The sequence below is a fragment of the Kutzneria sp. NPDC052558 genome, assembly GCF_044547355.1.
Classification (GTDB): domain Bacteria; phylum Actinomycetota; class Actinomycetes; order Mycobacteriales; family Pseudonocardiaceae; genus Kutzneria.
On record NZ_JBIUAG010000019.1, the window covers coordinates 151,960 to 168,487 of the forward strand.

Consider the following 16,528-nt stretch of genomic DNA (forward strand, 5'->3'; position numbering starts at 1 on the left):
CCGGGGCGGGCAGGCTGGGCCCATGGCAACTGAACAGAAGGCTCGGATCGGCGTCACGGGCCTGGCCGTGATGGGCAGCAACCTGGCTCGCAACCTCGCTCGTCACGGTTTCCGGGTCGCCGTGCACAACCGCTCCGCCGCCCGCACCAAGGCCCTGGTCGAGCAGTACGGCTCCGAGGGCGAGTTCGTGCCGGCCGAGACGACCGCCGACTTCGTAGCGTCCCTCCAGAAGCCCCGCCAGGTGATCATCATGGTCAAGGCGGGCGGCCCCACCGACGCGGTGATCGACGAGCTGGCCGACCTGATGGAGCCGGGCGACATGATCGTCGACGGCGGCAACGCGCACTTCGCCGACACCCGCCGCCGGGAGAAGGCGCTGCGCGAGCGCGGCCTGCACTTCGTGGGCACCGGCATCTCCGGCGGCGAGGAGGGCGCGCTCAACGGGCCGAGCATCATGCCCGGCGGCTCGGCGGAGTCCTACCAGCACCTCGGTCCGGTGCTGGAGGCCATCGCCGCGCAGGTCGACGGCGTGCCGTGCTGCACGCACGTCGGCGAGGACGGCGCCGGCCACTTCGTGAAGATGGTGCACAACGGCATCGAGTACGCCGACATGCAGCTCATCGCCGAGGCGTTCGACCTGCTCACCAACGTCGCCGGGCTGACCCCGGCCGAGATCGCCGACGTGTTCCGCAGCTGGAACACCGGCGACCTCGAGTCGTACCTGGTGGAGATCACCGCCGAGGTGCTCGGCCACGTGGACGCGGCCACCGGCAAGCCGTTCGTGGAGATCATCGCCGACCAGGCCGAGCAGAAGGGCACCGGCCGCTGGACCGTGCAGGAGGCCCTGGAGCTGGGCGTGCCGGTCACCGGCATCGCCGAGGCGGTCTTCGCCCGGTCCCTGTCCGGCCACGTCGGCCAGCGCGCCGCCGCCCAGAAGACGCTGCCCGGCCCGTCGGCCAAGCCGGCGATCGCCGACCGCGACGCGTTCGTCGAGGACGTCCGGCAGGCGCTGTACGCGTCCAAGGTCGTGGCCTACGCCCAGGGCTTCGACGAGATCCGCACCGCCGCCGACACCTACGGCTGGCAGATCGACCTCGGCTCGATGGCCACCATCTGGCGCGGCGGCTGCATCATCCGGGCCCGGTTCCTCAACCGGATCAAGGAGGCCTACGACAAGGACGGCAACCTGCCCTCGCTGCTGGTCGACGAGTACTTCGCCGACGCGGTGATCAAGGCGCAGGAGTCGTGGCGGCGGGTCGTGGTGGCCGCGGCCGGCGCCGGCGTGCCGGCCCCGGGCTTCTCCTCGGCCCTGTCCTACTACGACGCGCTGCGGGCCGAGCGGCTGCCGGCGGCCCTGATCCAGGGCCTGCGGGACTTCTTCGGCGCGCACACCTACCGCCGGGTCGACCGCGGCGAGGCCAGCTTCCACACCCTGTGGAGCGGCGACCGCACCGAGCAGGACGCGTGACGAAGTCCTGACCTGATGTCATGAAGGGCCCCTTACTCGCGTTGAACGTGAGGAAGGGGCCCTTCATGACACTCGGGCATTGGCTCGGGGGGCGGCCGGCGCAACGCCGGTCGGGCTGCCCGGACAGAAAAAGGGTCACTTTCCGAATCCGGTTTGCAACCGGAGCGCGGGGTGTGACGTGATACCTCCGTGAGAATCTCTTCGCGCAACATCGCGATCGGCTGTGTCGCGGCCGTGCTGCTGGCGCTGCCGGCGGCGGCCAGCGCCGGATCGGCCAACGGGACGGCGCTGGGCACGGACCTCGACTCCCTGCTGGCCAACCCCGAGCTGGCCGGGGCCCAGGCCGGCCTGGTGGTCCGCAACGCCGACACCGGAGCGACGCTCTACTCCCGCCTGGGCGACAACCTGATGCTGCCGGCGTCGAACCTGAAGCTGGTGACCTCGGCGACGGCGCTGGAGCTGCTGGGGGCCGACTACACGTTCGACACCGAGGTCCGGTCCACCGGCTCGGTGTCCGACGGCACGCTCAACGGCGACCTGTACCTCAAGGGCTACGGCGACCCGAGCACCATGCTGACCGACTACCAGGCGCTGGCGGCCAAGGTGAAGCAGGCCGGCATCACCAGCGTCGGCGGCCACCTGGTCGCCGACGACACGTACTACGACAGCGAGCGCCTCGGCCCGGCCTGGGCCTGGGACGACGAGCCGTACTCGTACAGCGCCCAGGTGTCGGCGCTGACCGTCTCGCCGGACGCCAACTCCACCTCGGGCGCGGTGAACGTGATCGTCGCCCCCGGCGCGCAGGGCCAGCCGGCGGTGGTGAGCATGTACCCGCCCAACGACTACATCACCATCGTGAACACCGCGACCACCGGCACGTCCACCGGCGTCTCGGTGGACCGCGTCCACGGCGCCAACACCATCACCGTCAGCGGCACGATCGCCGCCGGCGCGGCCCCGGTCACCCGGCAGATGTCGGTGGACAACCCGACCGGCTTCGTCGCCAACCTGTTCCGCAAGGCCCTGGCCGACCAGGGCGTGTCGGTGACCGGCACGACGACGTTCCAGAAGGCGCCCGCGGCCAGCACGACGGTGGCCAGCCACAGCTCGGCCCCCATCACCCAGCTGCTGACGCCGCTGTTCAAGCGCAGCGACAACCTGGTCGCCGAGACGATCACCAAGGCCGCCGGCGAGGCCAAGTTCGGCCGCGGCAGCTTCTACGACGGCGTCAACGCGCTGACCTCGAAGCTGGCCGTGTTCGGCATCGACTACAACAAGTACAACCAGTTCGACGGCTCCGGACTGTCCCGGATGGACATCATCACCCCGGCCGAGTTCGCCCAGCTGCTGATCAACGCCCGGTCCCGGCCGTGGTTCCAGACCTGGTACAACGCGCTTCCGGTGGCCGGCAACAGCGATCCGGCGATCGGCGGCACGCTGGCCAACCGCATGGTCGGCACCGCCGCCGCCAACAACGTGCACGCCAAGACCGGCTCGCTGACCGGTGTCAGCGCGCTGTCCGGCTACGTCACCGCCGCCGACGGCGAGAAGCTGGTGTTCTCGTTGCTGTCCAACAACTTCATCCCCGGTTCGGTGAAGGACGTCGAGGACGCCGTGGCGGTCCGGCTGGCCCAGTACAACGGGGCCAACGACACCTCGCACGCGCCGCGACTGGCGCCGCGGGCCCAGACCCCGGCTCAGGGCAAGGCGACCGACCACCGCTCCGGCCTGGAGTGCGCCTGGGTCGGCACCTGCTGACCTAGACGGTTCTGAGCATTGCGCGCACGAGCCTGGCCGTGCGCTCGGCGTGACGCCGCATCCGCTGCTCGGCGGCTGCGGCGTCACGCTCGGCCAGCGCGGCCACGATCTCGGCGTGGTCGTCTTCCTGAGCCTTGCTCACCGGCAGCATCCGCAGCGCCGCGAGCATCCGCAGCCGGGTGCCTTCCACCGCTTCGACCAGGAAACGGTTGTGCGAGGCGGCGGCCAGCGCCAGATGGAACGCCGTGTCCCGGTGCGGGGAGCCGGGTTCGGCCAGCCGCCTCAGCTCGTCCAGCTCGGCCTTGCGCCGATGTCGAGCCGCCAGCGCGGCGGCCGCCGGCTCGACCACGAGCCGAAAGTCCAGCGCCGCCACGATGTCCGCGGCCCGGGTCCGCACCTCGCCGACGGTGGCCGCCAGGTCCGGGGCGCACACGAAGGAACCGCCGGCCCGGCCCCGTCGAGTCTCAATGAGACGGTCCGCCTCCAGCAGCCCGACCGCCTGCTGCACGGTGGCCCGGCCGACCCCGAACAGCCGCGCCAGCTCCCGTTCCGGCGGCAGGGCCGCGCCGGGCTCGATCCGCCCGAGCGCGATGTGCCGGCGGATCCTCTCCGCCACGTGCTCGTGCACGCGGAGGGAGCAAATGGCGTCGAACGATGGCATGCTGGCCATGGTGACAGCCCCGTCCAGCCGCCCCGACCGGTGCGCCGTGACCGCTCCGTGACCCAAAGGACCCGGTAGTGGGCCAAATTTGGGTACATCCTCCCGGGATCTCGGGACTGTGCACCCATGCGTTCGGGAAGCCCCAAAGGGCATCGTTGACCCACGGCGCGCCGAACCTGGACGTGCCTGATGGGGAGGCAGGGGAATCTCGTGCTAAACACCATGACTCGCACTGCGGTATTCGTGTGCGCGACCGACCCGATCCTGCGTGGTGGCATCGTGATGGCGCTGCGCGGGCGACCGGAGATCCAGCTCGTCGACGACGCCCAGGCCGATCCGGCCCGGACCGTCGTGCTCGCGGTGGGGGACCGCTTCGACGAGCGGGTGACCGCGCTGCTGCGTCGCATGCGCGGCCGCGGCTACCGGCGCATCGTGCTGGTGGCCGGGGACATCGACGACAACGAGGTGCTGGCGGCCGTGCAGTCGGGGGTCTGCGCAGTGGCCCGGCGCGGCGAGATCGACGCCGACGCGCTGGTCCGCCTGGTCAACGCGGCCCGGGCCGGGGAGGGCTCCATGCCGCCGGACCTGCTGGGCCGCCTGCTGGACCGGGTCGGTCGGCTCCAGACGAAGGTGCTCGAGCCGCGGGGGCTGCGGCTGTCGGGCATCTCCGCCCGGGAGACCGACGTGCTGCGCCTGATCGCGCAGGGCCTGAGCACCCGGGAGATCGCCAAGAAGCTGTGCTACTCCGAACGGACCGTCAAGAGCCTGCTGCACGACGTGACGGTGCGGTTCGAACTGCGCAACCGCTCGCACGCCGTGGCCTTCGCGGTGCGTGAGGGCCTGATCTGACCGGGAGTCAGGCGGAGGGGAACGGCGCGGCGTCAGGGACCGCACCGCTCCCGTCAGGCCCGGAGGTGGCGCAGCAGCGGGGACCGCACCACCTCCACCGCTTGTGATCCGGCGTTCAACGCCAGGAAAGGCCCTTTCACTGCGCAGTGAAAGGGCCTTTCCTGGCGTTGAGGGGGTGGTGTGGGCGGGCGGCTGCCGTCCCAGCACCCCGGGGATCACACGGTGATGTCGCGCAGGGCCCGGCGGTCGGGGTCGACCAGGAAGGCCTTGGCGGCGGCGATGTCGAAGTACATGCCGACCAGCTTGACCCGGCCCGCCGCCACGGCCGCGGCGACGTTGGGGTAGCCCCGCAGGTTGTCCAGCTGCTGGGCGACGTTGGCCAGGCACAGCCGTTCGTTGGCCGGCAGCTCGGCGTCCTCGCCGGCGGTGGCGGCCAGCCGCAGCAGGCTGGGCTCGGCGTGGCGCAGCCAGTCGTAGAGCGCGGAACCCTCGCCGACCGACTGGGCCAGCACGGCCTTCATGGCCCCGCAGTCGGAGTGCCCGCAGACCACGATCTCCTGCACGCCCAACACATCCACGGCGTACTCGACGGCCGCGCCGACCGAGGCGTCCGAGCCGTGCGAGGGCACCAGGTTGCCGACGTTGCGCAGGCTGAACTGGTCGCCCGGGCCGCTGCTGGTGAACATGTTGGGCAGCAGCCGGGAATCCGAGCAGGTGATGAACAGCTGCTTGGGCTTCTGCCCGCGCTCGACCAGCTCGCTCAGGAACGGCCGCACCAGGTCGGCGGCGTGCTTGTCGAACGCCCGCACGCCGGCGATCAGGTGGTCGTCGTCCTCGGCCTGGGCCGGCAGCTCCACGTCGGCCGGGGTGGACAGCTGCCAGTGCGACCACGGGGCGAACCAGCGCGGCGGTACCGTGGAGCGGATGGACTTGCGCCGGGCCGGCCGGCCGCCGATGGCCCGGTGGTACCAGCTGTCCAGCACCTCGTCCACGCGGACCTTGCCGCCGGTGCGCTCGTAGCCGACGCGCCAGTCGTTGATCACCTCGAACACGCCGTGGTCCATGAAGTCGACGTGCAGCTCCAGCACCACGTTCTGGCGCAACGGAATCGCCCGCAGCTCGCGGACCAGCCGGCCGGCGCCCAGGAACACCAGGGAGCCGTGCACGGTGACCAGCCAGCGGCCGTCGGCCTGGCGGACCTCCACAGTGGAGTGTGTGAGCCGGTAGAACGCCCGCACCAGCGCGACCGCGAGACCGACCAGCACACCCTCGACCAGACCGAACGCGATCACGCCCAGCAGCGTCGCGGCGTACACCACCATTTCCCGGTGCCGCCACAGCTGCTTCATGTGGGCGACGCTGACCAGCTTGACGCCGATCACCACCAGCACCGCGGCCAGCGCGGCCATCGGGATCTGCCGCAGCACGGTGGCCAGCAGCAGCACGGCCAGCAGCATCCAGAGGCCGTGCATGACGGTGGACCACCGGGTCCTGGCGCCGGCGGCGACGTTGGTGGAGCTGCGCACGATCACGCCGGTCACCGGCAGGCCGCCGAGCGCGCCGGACACCATGTTGGCCGTGCCCTGGGCGATGAGCTCCTTGTCCAGGTTGGCCCGCGGGCCGTCGTGCAGCTTGTCCACGGCTACCGCCGACAGCAGCGACTCCACGCTGGCCACCAGGGCCACGGTCAGCACGCCGCCGATGATGGCCAGCACCGGACCGCTGGGCAGCTGCGGCAGCACGACCTCGTTGATGATGTCCGAGGGCAGCGACACGCGGACCAGGTCGAGCTGGAAGCCGGCGGCCACCGCTGTGCCCAGGCCCACCGCGACCAGCGGGGCCGGCACCACGTTGACCCTGGGCAGCTTGGGCCACAGCATCATCACCGCGATGGTGAGCGCGCCGACCAGCAGCGCGCCGGGGTGCAGGCCGATGATCTGGGCCGGCAGCTCCAGGATGTTGTCGAGCACGGTGCCCTGGTTGGTCCCGCCCAGCATGACGTGCAGCTGGCCGATGGCGATGGTGACGCCGATGCCGGCCAGCATGCCGTGCACCACGGCGGGCGACAGCGACAGCGCGAGGCGGCCGACCCGGGTCAGGCCGAGCAGGATCTGGAGCAGGCCCGCGCCGACCGTGATGGCGGCGGTGGCGGCCCAGCCGAACTGGGCGACCAGCCCGGCGACGATCACCGTGAGGCCGGCGGCCGGGCCGGCGACCTGGAGCGGGGCGCCGCTGAGCAGGCCGCCCAGCACACCGCCGACGACGGCGGCGATGAGGCCGGCGATCAGTGGCGCGCCGGAGGCGGCGGCGATGCCCAGCGACAGCGGGACGGCGACCAGGAAGACCACGAAGGACGCGGGTAGGTCGTACCGCAGCACGGCCCGGACACCGGTGGGCGGGCCGGTGTCGGCCTCGTTACCCGGATGCGCCTTCTTCGAGCGGGACTCGGAAACAGACAAGGCTGGACTCCCCAGAGTTCGTTGGCTGATGGTCCGTGACCTCCATGATGCCGAGAGTCACCCCCTGGGAGGGTCAACGGACTGTAAATATTACTTTACCCTCAGCCTGGACCGGAGAAGTGGTCCCGGTCACGCTCTTTTGGGTGAGAGTTCCGCCAAGTTTGCCCGTTTTCCTACTACCCAACGTGATCGCTACTGCGACAGAAGGGCGGCGAATCCGTCGATGACGCTGCTCAGCCCTTGTTCGGACAGCAGGCTCTCCCGGTTCGGCGCGTGCGGAACCGTCGCCTCCGTCCAGTATCGAGTGAGCCTCGGGTAAAAACCGCTGCTCATGACCGTTTCCGCATATCGCCCCTGGCCTTGGATATACCGGGCGAAGTCCTGGCCGTCCAAAGCGGCTCCGCGCTGCGCACACTGTTCGGGCCGGGTATTGGCGGGCTGCCCGTCGGGGGGCGGGTTCAGCGACGCCGGCTTCTGCAACCATGGCGAGCTGGGTCGAGGGCGCGCGTCTGGTCGGTGTCACCGACTCGAGACCTGGGGCGGCGCGACCTACGTGGCCAAGAATATTGGCGATGTCATGCAACTGGCCGGAGTTGAGGAACTTTCATGTACGGCCGACCGCTGGCCCGGCAGTCGTAATCTGCTTCGCCACATGCGCTTCTCGGGTGGTGCCAGGCATCCCCTGTGTCGTCGCGCCCCACCTGTCCCGCCCGCCCCTCGCCCCCCTGCTATCTCCACGTGTGGCGCCGGGAGTCGAATGTGGTCCACATGGGGAAAAACGGGTCACTCGATCGGGTGCGGTAGGCACACACGATCCCCGCCCGGCGATGGTCTGGGAGTTGGGCGGGGATCGCGTGTGTGTCCCGGGTGGCGCGGGGAGGGGGCGTACGGGGGTGAAGCGCCACCCGGATCGACCACGGACTCGGGGTCCGCGTCGTCTGTGGGGAGAAAACGCCTGGTCGGACCCTCAACCGGCGCTGCGGAGATGGCGGCGGCCGGCCGGCGCCGCCGGGGTCGCCTCGTCCCTGGTCGCCCGCTGCTCCTCGCCGCGGGTGATCGTCAGGCACAGGTGCGCGGCCAGGTAGGCGCGGCACGGGGAGGGCAGCCGCCGGCTGAAGCGGCGGGTGCGGCAGGTGGGGCAGCGGCCGTTCTCGTCGGGCTGGTGTTCGTCGAGCAGGGCCTTGAGGGCGGTCACCATGCGGGGTAGCTCGGCCCGGGCCAGGCCGATCGCGGTACGGTCGTCTGCCTTGGCGGCCAGTCGCATCAGGTCGGACAAATGCTCATGCAGGGACTTGTCGAGTTGACTGAACACGCTGGTGGGCATGGGGTCGGGTCACCCGGCCCTGTTCACGAGCAGGGCGGTGGCCTCTTCGATGGCGCGCTCCAGGCTCTTGCGCAACTGGTTCGCCTCGGCGATGGACAGGGTGGAGGTCTCGGCGGGCGGTGAGATCATGACGATCCGGCCGGGTCCGGACCACACCTGCACCTGCCGCTTCCGGTCCAGCGCGTCCAGGCAGGCGATGTCCCAACGACGTCCGGTGAACTCGGTCATCCTTGGTCCTTCCACGGTTGGTGGGTGGCACCCGCTTGACATCCCCGGAGCGGCGTGTTGGCTAGCAGCCTGCGACCGCACGACGGGTTTCTGCAAGTTGCACTACACGATTGGATGACAGGCCTTTGCCGGCCCTCAAGTCCCGTTCCACACTGAGTTTCGTGCGAAAGGCGGTTGACAGGTGACCATGCAACCGAGCCCCACGGTTCGCAAGCGTCGTCTCGCCAGTGAGCTGCGCCGGCTGCGAGAGGCGGCCGGGCTGACCATCGAGGACGTCGGCGAGAAATTGGAGTGCTCGCCGTCCAAGATCAGTCGCATCGAGACGCTGCGGGTCGGGGTCACGCCCCGGGACGTGCGCGACATGCTGCTGCTCTACGGGGTGCCGGAGGAACAGCGCGAGTACCTCGTGCAGATCGCCCGCGAGGCCCGGATCAAGGGTTGGTGGGAGTCCTTCGGCGATGTCGGGCGCGGAGCCTTCCTCGGCTTCGAGGCCGAGGCGGCCATCCTGCGCACCTACAACGCGATGCTGGTGCCCGGACTCGCGCAGAGCGAGGCCTACATCCGGGCGCTGATCGCCGAGGGTGCGCCGGACATGTCGCCGGACGAGGCGGAACGCCGGATCACGATGCGCTTGACGCGCAAGCGGATCCTGGAGCGCGAGGACCCGCCGCGGGTGTCCTTCGTGCTCGACGAGAGCGTGCTGCGGCGTCCGGTCGGCGGCCCCGACGTGATGCGGACCCAGCTGGAACACCTGGTGGACCTGTCCACCCGGCCGAACGTCACCTTCCAGGTGATCCCTTTCGCACACCGCTCGTACCCCGGTATGGGCGCGTCATTCGTGATCATGGAATTCCCCGATCCCGCCGACCGAGACGTGGTCTACGTCGAAGGAACGGTCGACGGGACGTTCCAGGAGAACGCCGATGAGGTCGACTACTACTCGATGCTGTGGGGGCATCTGGTCGCCGCGGGGCTCAGCCCCAAGGACTCGATCGCCTTCATCGCGGACGCGGCCAGTCAATTCGACTAGGCCCCGGCCGGTCCGTGCGGCAGGCGGGCGAGGGGCTGCAACCAAGGAGTGTGCTGTCGTGATCGAAACCCAGGCCGACCTGACCTGGCGCAAGAGCAGCTTCAGCGGTCCCCGCGACGTCTGCTGCGTGGAAATCGCCTTCGCCGGGGCGGACACCGCCGTGCGCGACTCCAAGAACCCGGCCGGCGGCGCGCTGCTGGTCGGCGAGTCGAGCTGGCGCCGTTTTCTGGCCACCGCCAGCCGGGACGGGTTCCGGCGGGCCTGAGGCCCGCGCGAGCCGTCGGCGCCGTGGGGCGCCCGACCCCACGGCGCATGAGAGCGGCCTCGGACGAAGGCGCGCGTCCGAGGCCGGTCACTGGGGGACGCGAACCGATCGATGTTCCGCCGCCGCGGGCTGTTGCCCTCTGCACATCGATCGGCCCGCGTCGTCGGTGGGGAGCTTGCGGGCTCCGGCTGGTTCCATCGGGTGGAACTGGTAACAATGATTACTGATCCGTCCACACAACCTCTGGAGTACGTCTGGAGGCCCGATTAGGCTTCGACCGCCGCGCCGTGGCGGCATGGAGGGCTGATCGCTTGTCGGACGGATCGACCTGGTGGTTCGAGCTGCTGGGCGCGCTGCGCGCCAGCCGGGACGGCCAGGAGGTGGCGCTGGGGGCGCCCAAGCAGCGGGTCGTGTTCACGGTCCTGGTGCTGGGGCGCAACACAGTCGTGGGCCGGGACCAGATCATCGACGCGCTGTGGGGCGAGCAGGCCCCGAGCAGCGCGGTCAACGTCGTGCACACCTACGTGGCCGGCCTGCGCCGGGCCCTGGAGCCCAGCCGGGCCAGCCGGGCGCAGGGCGACCTGCTGCGCTCCTCCGGCGACGGCTACCGGCTCAGGCTGGACCCGTCGTGGGTGGACCTGGACGTGTTCGACTCCCGGACCACGGCTGCCGCCCGCCTGCGCGCCGCCGGCGACCTGGCCGGCGCCGCCGAGGAGTTGGACGCCGCCCTGCGGCTCTGCGGCGGTGACCCGCTGGGCGGGCTGCCCGGCCTGTTCGCCGAGGTGGAGCGCAGCCGGCTGGTGGAGCGGCGGCTGACCGTGATCGAGGAGCGCGCCGACATCCGCCTGGAGCTGGGCCGCGGCGCCGACGTGGTGGCCGAGCTGAGCCGGCTGGTCGCCGAGTACCCGCTGCGGGAACGCCTGTACGGCATGACCATGCGGGCCCTGTGCCAGACCGGCCGGCAGGCCGAGGCGCTGGCCGCCTACCGCACCGCCCGGCAGGTGCTGATCGACGAGCTGGGCGTGGAGCCGGGGCCGGAGTTGCAGCGCCTGCACCAGTCCGTGCTGGCCGGTGAGGACCTGTCGGGTCCCGAGCAGCAGCGGCCCCAGGTCGTGGTCACGGCGGCCGCGCCCGGGCAGCTGCCGCCCGACACCGCCACCTTCGTCGGCCGGCAGGACCTGCTGGCCCGGCTGGACGCGCTGCGGGCGGAGACCCCCTCAGGTCTGGTCGTGGCGATCACCGGGCCGGCCGGCGTGGGCAAGACCGCGCTGGCCGTGCACTGGGCGCACCGGGTGCGGGCCGACTTCCCCGACGGGCAGCTGCACGTCGACCTGCACGGCTACGACCCGCAGCGGGACCCGTTGGACGCCAACGAGGTGCTGCGGCGCTTCCTGCGGGCGCTGGGCGTGGCCGCGGCCGAGGTGCCCTCGACCGTGGAGGAGCGCGCGGCGCTGTTCCGGACCATGGTCTCGGACCGTCGAATGATCATCATGTTGGACAACGCCCGCGGCTCCGACGAGCTGATGCCGCTGCTGGCCGGGTCCGGCTGCTGCGTGCTGGTGACCAGCCGGCGGCGGCTGGACGGGCTGGTCGCGCACGCCGACGCCAAGCTGCTCGACGTCGACATGCTCAACGACGACGAGGCCGTGAACCTGCTCGGCCGCATCGCCGGCAGCGCGCGGCTGCGCGACGAACCGGCGCAGGTGGCGCGGCTGGCCTCGCTGTGCGACCGCCTGCCGCTGGCGCTGCGCATCGCCGCCGCGCGGCTGGCCGTCGCGCCGCGGCAACCCGTGGCGGCGCTGGTCTCCGAGCTCGACGACGAGCAGGGGCGGTTGGCCGCACTCGGGTTGGAGGGCGGCGCGAGTGCCGTGCGGTCGGCGTTCGACGCCTCGCGCCGTGCGCTGCCGCCGCTGCCCGCGCGGCTGCTGGCGCTCCTCGGCATGCACCCTGGGCACGACATCACCCCGCACATGGTCGCCGCGCTGGCCGAGGTGCGGCTGTGTGACGCCATGCGCGCGCTGGACTCGTTAGAGGCCGCGCACCTGCTCACGGTGGTTGAGCTCGGGCGGTACCTGCCGCACGACCTCGTACGCGCGTACTGCGTGACACTGGCCGGCGAGGAGCTCAGGGAGGACGAGCAGCGGGCCGTGGCCGGACGGATGCTCGACTACTACCTGTACTGCGCCGACCTGGCCGACGGGCTGCTGCCGATCACCCGTGGCACCGTGGAGATCTCGCCGTCGTTCGTGCCGGCCGAGATCCCGGTCATCGACTCCGCCGCCAACGCCATGGCGTGGCTGGAGGCCGAGCGGGTCAACCTGCTGGCCGTGGCCGCCTACGCCGTCACGCACGACTGGCCCGTGCACGCGTGGCAGCTGCCGTACACGCTCAGCCGGCTGTGCTGGCTGCTGGCCGACAAGGACTCGTGGCTGGCCACGCACGAGGCCGCCACGCCCGTGGTGCGGCGGCTGAAGGATCCGTTGGCGCAGTTCGTCACCCTGCACAACCTCGGCGTCGTGCTGACCCTGCACGAGCGCTACGACGAGGCCCTCGACGCGGAGCGGGAAGCGCTTTCCGTGAGCCGTCGGCAGGGGCACGGCGAGTGGCAGGCCCGGGCGTACACCTCCATCGCCAACATCCTCCAGTCCACCGGCCGTGCGCACGAGGCCGAGGCCCAGTACCTGCGCGCGGCCGAGATCAGCAAGCGCACCGGGGCCCAGTTCGCCGAGGCCAACAACCTGCACAACCTGGCCGTGCTGTACGCCGGGGAGCGCCGGCACACCGACGCCGTGCAGCAGGTCACCGCCGCGCTGGAGATCTACCGCGAGCTCGGCGACGCCGTCGGCGAGACCGCCGGGCTCAGCGACCTGGTGTCCTCCCTGCTCGCCCTCGACCAGGGGGAGGAGGCCCTCGCGGCGGCCAAGCGGTCGCTGGAGGTCGCCGTCGAGGCCAGCAGCGTCTACCACCAGGGCATCGCCCACGACCGCATCGCCCAGGCCCTGGACTTCCTCGGCGACCAGTCCGCGCTGCCCCACTGGCAGCGCTCCCTCTCCGTGCTGACCGATCTCGGCGCCCCCGAAGCCGACGGCGTCCGCGCCCGCCTGGCCCGCGCCCGCGTCACCATCCGCACCCCTGAACCCCCGCGAGTGCCGCTTGGCGTCACACCGAACTGCTGAAACGGCTTCAGCAGTTCGGTGTGACTGTGGGCGGGACTCGCGGGGGCTGAGGGCCTTACCTGGGGCCTTAGGCGTGGGGGAAGGCTCGGGTAAGGGATCGTGTGGGTGTTCGTCCGATGCCGGGCGGCGGGCCTCAGGACGACCTTGCTCCTTGTCGGAAACCGATGAGGAGGAAGCGATGTTGGAGTACAGCACCCCGGAGTCGATCCGGGCCGAGGTCGAGTACCGGCAGGCGCGGGCCCGCGAGCTGGCCCAGCCCCTGTCGGCCAAGGAGTCGCCGACCTGGCTGTCGCGGCTGTTCCACCGCGACGACGACCGTGACCAGTACGACGGGAAAGCCCACCACCGAGCCGCCTGAGGTGTGCGAATATGCCCACCGTGCCGCGTCTGGGATCGGGGATTCCGCTGGTGGCACGCAGCGCCGAGATCGGCCGGCTGCGTGCCGCCCTGGCGCGCGCCGACCAGGGCGGGGCCGCGGCCGTGCTGGTGTCGGGGGACGCCGGCGTGGGCAAGACGCGGCTGGTGACCGACCTGGCCGCGACCGCCGAGCGGGCCGGCGCGCTGGTCCTGACCGGGCGGTGCGTGGGCTCCGGGGCGGGCCTGCCTTACCTGCCCTTCGCCGACGTGCTGGCGCAGCTGCGCGGCGACCACCCCGACGCCCTGCACAGCCGGCCGGCGCTGGCCAGGCTGCTGCCCGACCTGGCCGTCCGGCCGCCGAGCCGTGAGGACGACGCGGAGCTGGGGCAGCTCCAGCTGTTCGACGCCGTGCACAGCCTGCTGGCCGAGCTGGCCGCCGACCGGACGGTGCTGCTGACGATCGAGGACGTGCACTGGGCCGACTCGTCCTCGCGGAACCTGTTGACCTTCCTGCTGTCCCGGCTGAGCACCCAGCGGCTGCTCGTCGCCGTCACGTATCGCGCCGACGAGCTGCACCGGAGGCACCCGCTGCGGCCGGTGCTGGCCGAGCTGGTGCGCCTGTCCGCAGTGGAACGGCTGGATCTCGCGCCGTTCAGCCCCGAGGACGCCACCCTGTTCGTGCGCTCGCTGGCCGACGACGACCTCACCGACGCGCAGGTCCTGCGCATCGCGCAACGCTCCGAGGGCAACGCCTTCTACGCCGAGGAGCTGGTGGCCAGCGCCGCCGACTGCGATCCCGGCGTGCCGACGGCGCTGGCGGATGTGCTGCTGGCCCGGATCGAACGCCTCAGCCCGCAGGCGCAACAGGTGCTGCGCGCCGCCTCGGCCGGCGGCCGTCGCGTCCGCTACGCGCGGCTGCACGAGGTCGCCGCAATGGCCCCGCCGGAGCTGGAGGACGCGCTGCGGGAAGCCGTGCAGCACAACGTGTTGCAGGCCATCGATGCCGACGAGCACTACGCGTTCCGGCACGCCCTGCTGCGCGAGGCGATCTACACCGACCTGCTGCCGGGGGAACGGGTCCGGCTGCACGCGGCGTACGCCAAGCTGATCGCCTCCGAGCCGGGAATCCGTGGCAACGCGGCGAAACTGGCGTACCACAGCATGGAAAGCCATGCCCTGCCCCAGGCTCTGGAGGCCTCCGTGCAGGCCGCGCGGGAGGCCGACGAGGCCGGCGCGCCGAGCGAGGCCCTGCACTACGCCGAGCAGGCCATGAAGATCTGGCCCGCCGTGCCCGACCCCGAGGCCCACGCCGGCGTGACCGAGGAGAAGCTGACCAAGCTGGCCAGCATGTTCGCCATCAGCGCCGGCGAGCTGGAGCGGGGCATCGCCTTCGCCCGTCAGACCGTGCGGGTGGCCGTGGGCGAGGAGAAGATCGAGGCCCTGCGCCGGCTGGCCATGGCACTGGCCAATTTGGACGGTCGCGAGCACGAGGCCGGCGAGGTCGCCGACCAGGCCTGGCAGCTGGTCAAGGACCGGCCCGACTCGGTGGTCAAGGCCTGGGTGCTGGCCGTTCGGGCCCGAATGATGCGGACCACCTGCGTGCCCGAGGCCCGCGAGGCGGCCGAAGAGGCCGTGCGGACCGCCATGCACACCGGTTCGCGCAGCGCCGAGGCCGACGCGCTGATCACCATCGCCGTGATGGACGAGAAGGACGGCCTCGTCGACGACGCCTGCTCCCGGCTGCTCATCGCCCGGGACCGCGCCATCGAGGCCGGCGCCCTGAATGTGGAGCTGCGGGCCTGGTACAACCTCGGCGTCAACCGCTACGAGCAGGGTCTGATCGGCGAGGCCGTGAAGGTCTTCTCCGAGGGCGTTCGCCGCTCCGAGCAGAACGGACTGTCCTGGGGCCCTTCGGGTTTCCAGCTCCGGGCGCTGCTGGCGACCACCCGCTTCGTGGCCGGCGACTGGGCCGGCAGCGCCGAGGCCGCGCGGCTGCCCGGCGATCCCGTGGCCAGCATCGGCGCCGCCATCGTCGCTGCCTCCGGTCTGGCCACCGAGGTCGCCGCCGGCCGCCTCGACCATGCAGAGCAGCTGCTGCAACGGCTTCGTCCCGAATGGCGGCGTGATTACCAGCTGCCTGTGCACTGCACGGCCGCTACCGTCGAACTCCACGCGTGGCGGGGCCGTCCCGACCTCGCCCTGGCCGCCGCCGAGGACGGCATCGACACCTTGGAGTCCATCGAGGCCGGGTTCACCGGCGAGATCCGTATCGGCGCCCTGGGCGTCTCCGCTGCTGCCGACGTCGCCCGGGGCGCTCGTCGCCGTCGCGACACCGACGCCGAGGCCGCTGCCCTCGACACCGCCCGGCGCTTGGCCGAACTGGGCCGGGCCGCCGCCAACGGCACGCCCCGCAGCGGAAAGCTCGGTCCCGAAGGTGTGGCCTGGCAGGCCCGGCTGGCCGCCGAGGTCACCCGCCTCGACGACGGCACCGGCGATCCCGCCGCCTGGCGGCACGTCGTCGACGCCTTCGGCTATGGCCATGGCTACGAACGCGCCCTCGCCCGTTGGCGGCTCGCCGCCGCCCTCCTCGCCGACGACGACAAAGACGGCGCCGCCCAACAACTCCGCCTCGCCGCCGAGTCCGCCGACCGCCTCGGCGCCGTCCCCCTCAGCACCGCCGTCACCGACCTCGCCCGCCGTGGCCGCATCCAACTCGGCGACGCCGTCCCCCGCGACACCGTCGACCTCCTCACCCCTCGCGAACGCACCGTGCTCGCCCTCGTCGCCATGGGCCGCACCAACCGCGAGGTCGGCGAGGAGCTCTACATCAGCGAGAAGACCGTCAGCGTCCACCTTTCCCGCATCATGGCCAAACTGGGCGCCAGCCGCCGCGCCGAAGCCGTCGCCGCCGCCTACGACCGCGGCCTCCTGGAGTCCTGACGCCCCCGACGTG

Annotated in this window: 13 protein-coding genes; 8 read left to right on the forward strand and 5 right to left on the reverse strand. The window is 71.6% G+C overall.

Annotated elements, in window-relative coordinates; all coding sequences use genetic code 11:
* Nucleotides 1-22: 22 nt before the first annotated feature.
* Complete coding sequence (gene gndA, locus ACIG5F_RS30565; protein WP_396523362.1) at nt 23-1,468, forward strand: NADP-dependent phosphogluconate dehydrogenase; 1,446 nt, start codon at nt 23-25, stop codon at nt 1,466-1,468.
* A 189-nt stretch (nt 1,469-1,657) separates the two neighbouring features.
* Complete coding sequence (dacB, locus tag ACIG5F_RS30570) at nt 1,658-3,226, forward strand: D-alanyl-D-alanine carboxypeptidase/D-alanyl-D-alanine-endopeptidase (protein ID WP_396523363.1); 1,569 nt, start codon at nt 1,658-1,660, stop codon at nt 3,224-3,226.
* A gap of 1 nt (nt 3,227) precedes the next feature.
* On the opposite strand, the gene ACIG5F_RS30575 is transcribed toward dacB, so the two are convergent.
* Nucleotides 3,228-3,887: a FadR/GntR family transcriptional regulator gene (locus tag ACIG5F_RS30575; RefSeq protein ID WP_396523364.1), complete on the reverse strand. Its 660-nt coding sequence runs from the start codon at nt 3,885-3,887 to the stop codon at nt 3,228-3,230.
* Between the two features lie 222 nt (nt 3,888-4,109).
* Here ACIG5F_RS30575 and ACIG5F_RS30580 point away from each other — a divergent pair, with 222 nt between their 5' ends.
* Nucleotides 4,110-4,736, forward strand: a complete 627-nt coding sequence (locus ACIG5F_RS30580; protein ID WP_211772193.1) for a response regulator transcription factor — start codon at nt 4,110-4,112, stop codon at nt 4,734-4,736.
* 215 nt (nt 4,737-4,951) lie between these two features.
* Here ACIG5F_RS30580 and ACIG5F_RS30585 read toward each other — a convergent pair whose 3' ends face one another.
* The 4 genes from ACIG5F_RS30585 to ACIG5F_RS30600 all read right to left on the reverse strand — a co-directional run bounded on the left by ACIG5F_RS30585 (nt 4,952) and on the right by ACIG5F_RS30600 (nt 8,747).
* Nucleotides 4,952-7,195, reverse strand: coding sequence for a SulP family inorganic anion transporter (locus tag ACIG5F_RS30585; protein ID WP_396523365.1), 2,244 nt, complete (start codon nt 7,193-7,195; stop codon nt 4,952-4,954).
* 192 nt (nt 7,196-7,387) lie between these two features.
* Nucleotides 7,388-7,528 carry a hypothetical protein gene (locus tag ACIG5F_RS30590; protein WP_396523366.1) on the reverse strand — a complete coding sequence of 47 codons (141 nt, stop codon included), beginning with the start codon at nt 7,526-7,528 and terminating at the stop codon, nt 7,388-7,390.
* A gap of 634 nt (nt 7,529-8,162) precedes the next feature.
* Nucleotides 8,163-8,519: a hypothetical protein gene (locus ACIG5F_RS30595; RefSeq protein WP_396523367.1), complete on the reverse strand. Its 357-nt coding sequence runs from the start codon at nt 8,517-8,519 to the stop codon at nt 8,163-8,165.
* 9 nt (nt 8,520-8,528) lie between these two features.
* The gene (locus tag ACIG5F_RS30600; RefSeq protein ID WP_211766016.1) at nt 8,529-8,747 is read right to left on the reverse strand and encodes a hypothetical protein; all 219 of its coding nucleotides are present in this window, start codon (nt 8,745-8,747) and stop codon (nt 8,529-8,531) included.
* A 181-nt stretch (nt 8,748-8,928) separates the two neighbouring features.
* Between ACIG5F_RS30600 and ACIG5F_RS30605 the strand changes: the two genes are divergently transcribed.
* The 5 genes from ACIG5F_RS30605 to ACIG5F_RS30625 all read left to right on the forward strand — a co-directional run bounded on the left by ACIG5F_RS30605 (nt 8,929) and on the right by ACIG5F_RS30625 (nt 16,515).
* On the forward strand, nt 8,929-9,777 hold the full coding sequence (locus tag ACIG5F_RS30605) for a helix-turn-helix domain-containing protein (protein WP_396523368.1): 849 nt from the start codon (nt 8,929-8,931) through the stop codon (nt 9,775-9,777).
* 58 nt (nt 9,778-9,835) lie between these two features.
* On the forward strand, nt 9,836-10,042 hold the full coding sequence (locus ACIG5F_RS30610; RefSeq protein WP_396523369.1) for a DUF397 domain-containing protein: 207 nt from the start codon (nt 9,836-9,838) through the stop codon (nt 10,040-10,042).
* 311 nt (nt 10,043-10,353) lie between these two features.
* On the forward strand, nt 10,354-13,218 hold the full coding sequence (locus ACIG5F_RS30615) for a BTAD domain-containing putative transcriptional regulator (RefSeq protein WP_396523370.1): 2,865 nt from the start codon (nt 10,354-10,356) through the stop codon (nt 13,216-13,218).
* A 178-nt stretch (nt 13,219-13,396) separates the two neighbouring features.
* Nucleotides 13,397-13,576 (forward strand): hypothetical protein, encoded by a 180-nt coding sequence (locus tag ACIG5F_RS30620; RefSeq protein WP_396523371.1) that lies wholly within the window; start codon nt 13,397-13,399, stop codon nt 13,574-13,576.
* Nucleotides 13,577-13,587: 11 nt separating this feature from the next.
* Complete coding sequence (locus tag ACIG5F_RS30625; protein ID WP_396523372.1) at nt 13,588-16,515, forward strand: helix-turn-helix transcriptional regulator; 2,928 nt, start codon at nt 13,588-13,590, stop codon at nt 16,513-16,515.
* Nucleotides 16,516-16,528 lie beyond the last annotated feature (13 nt).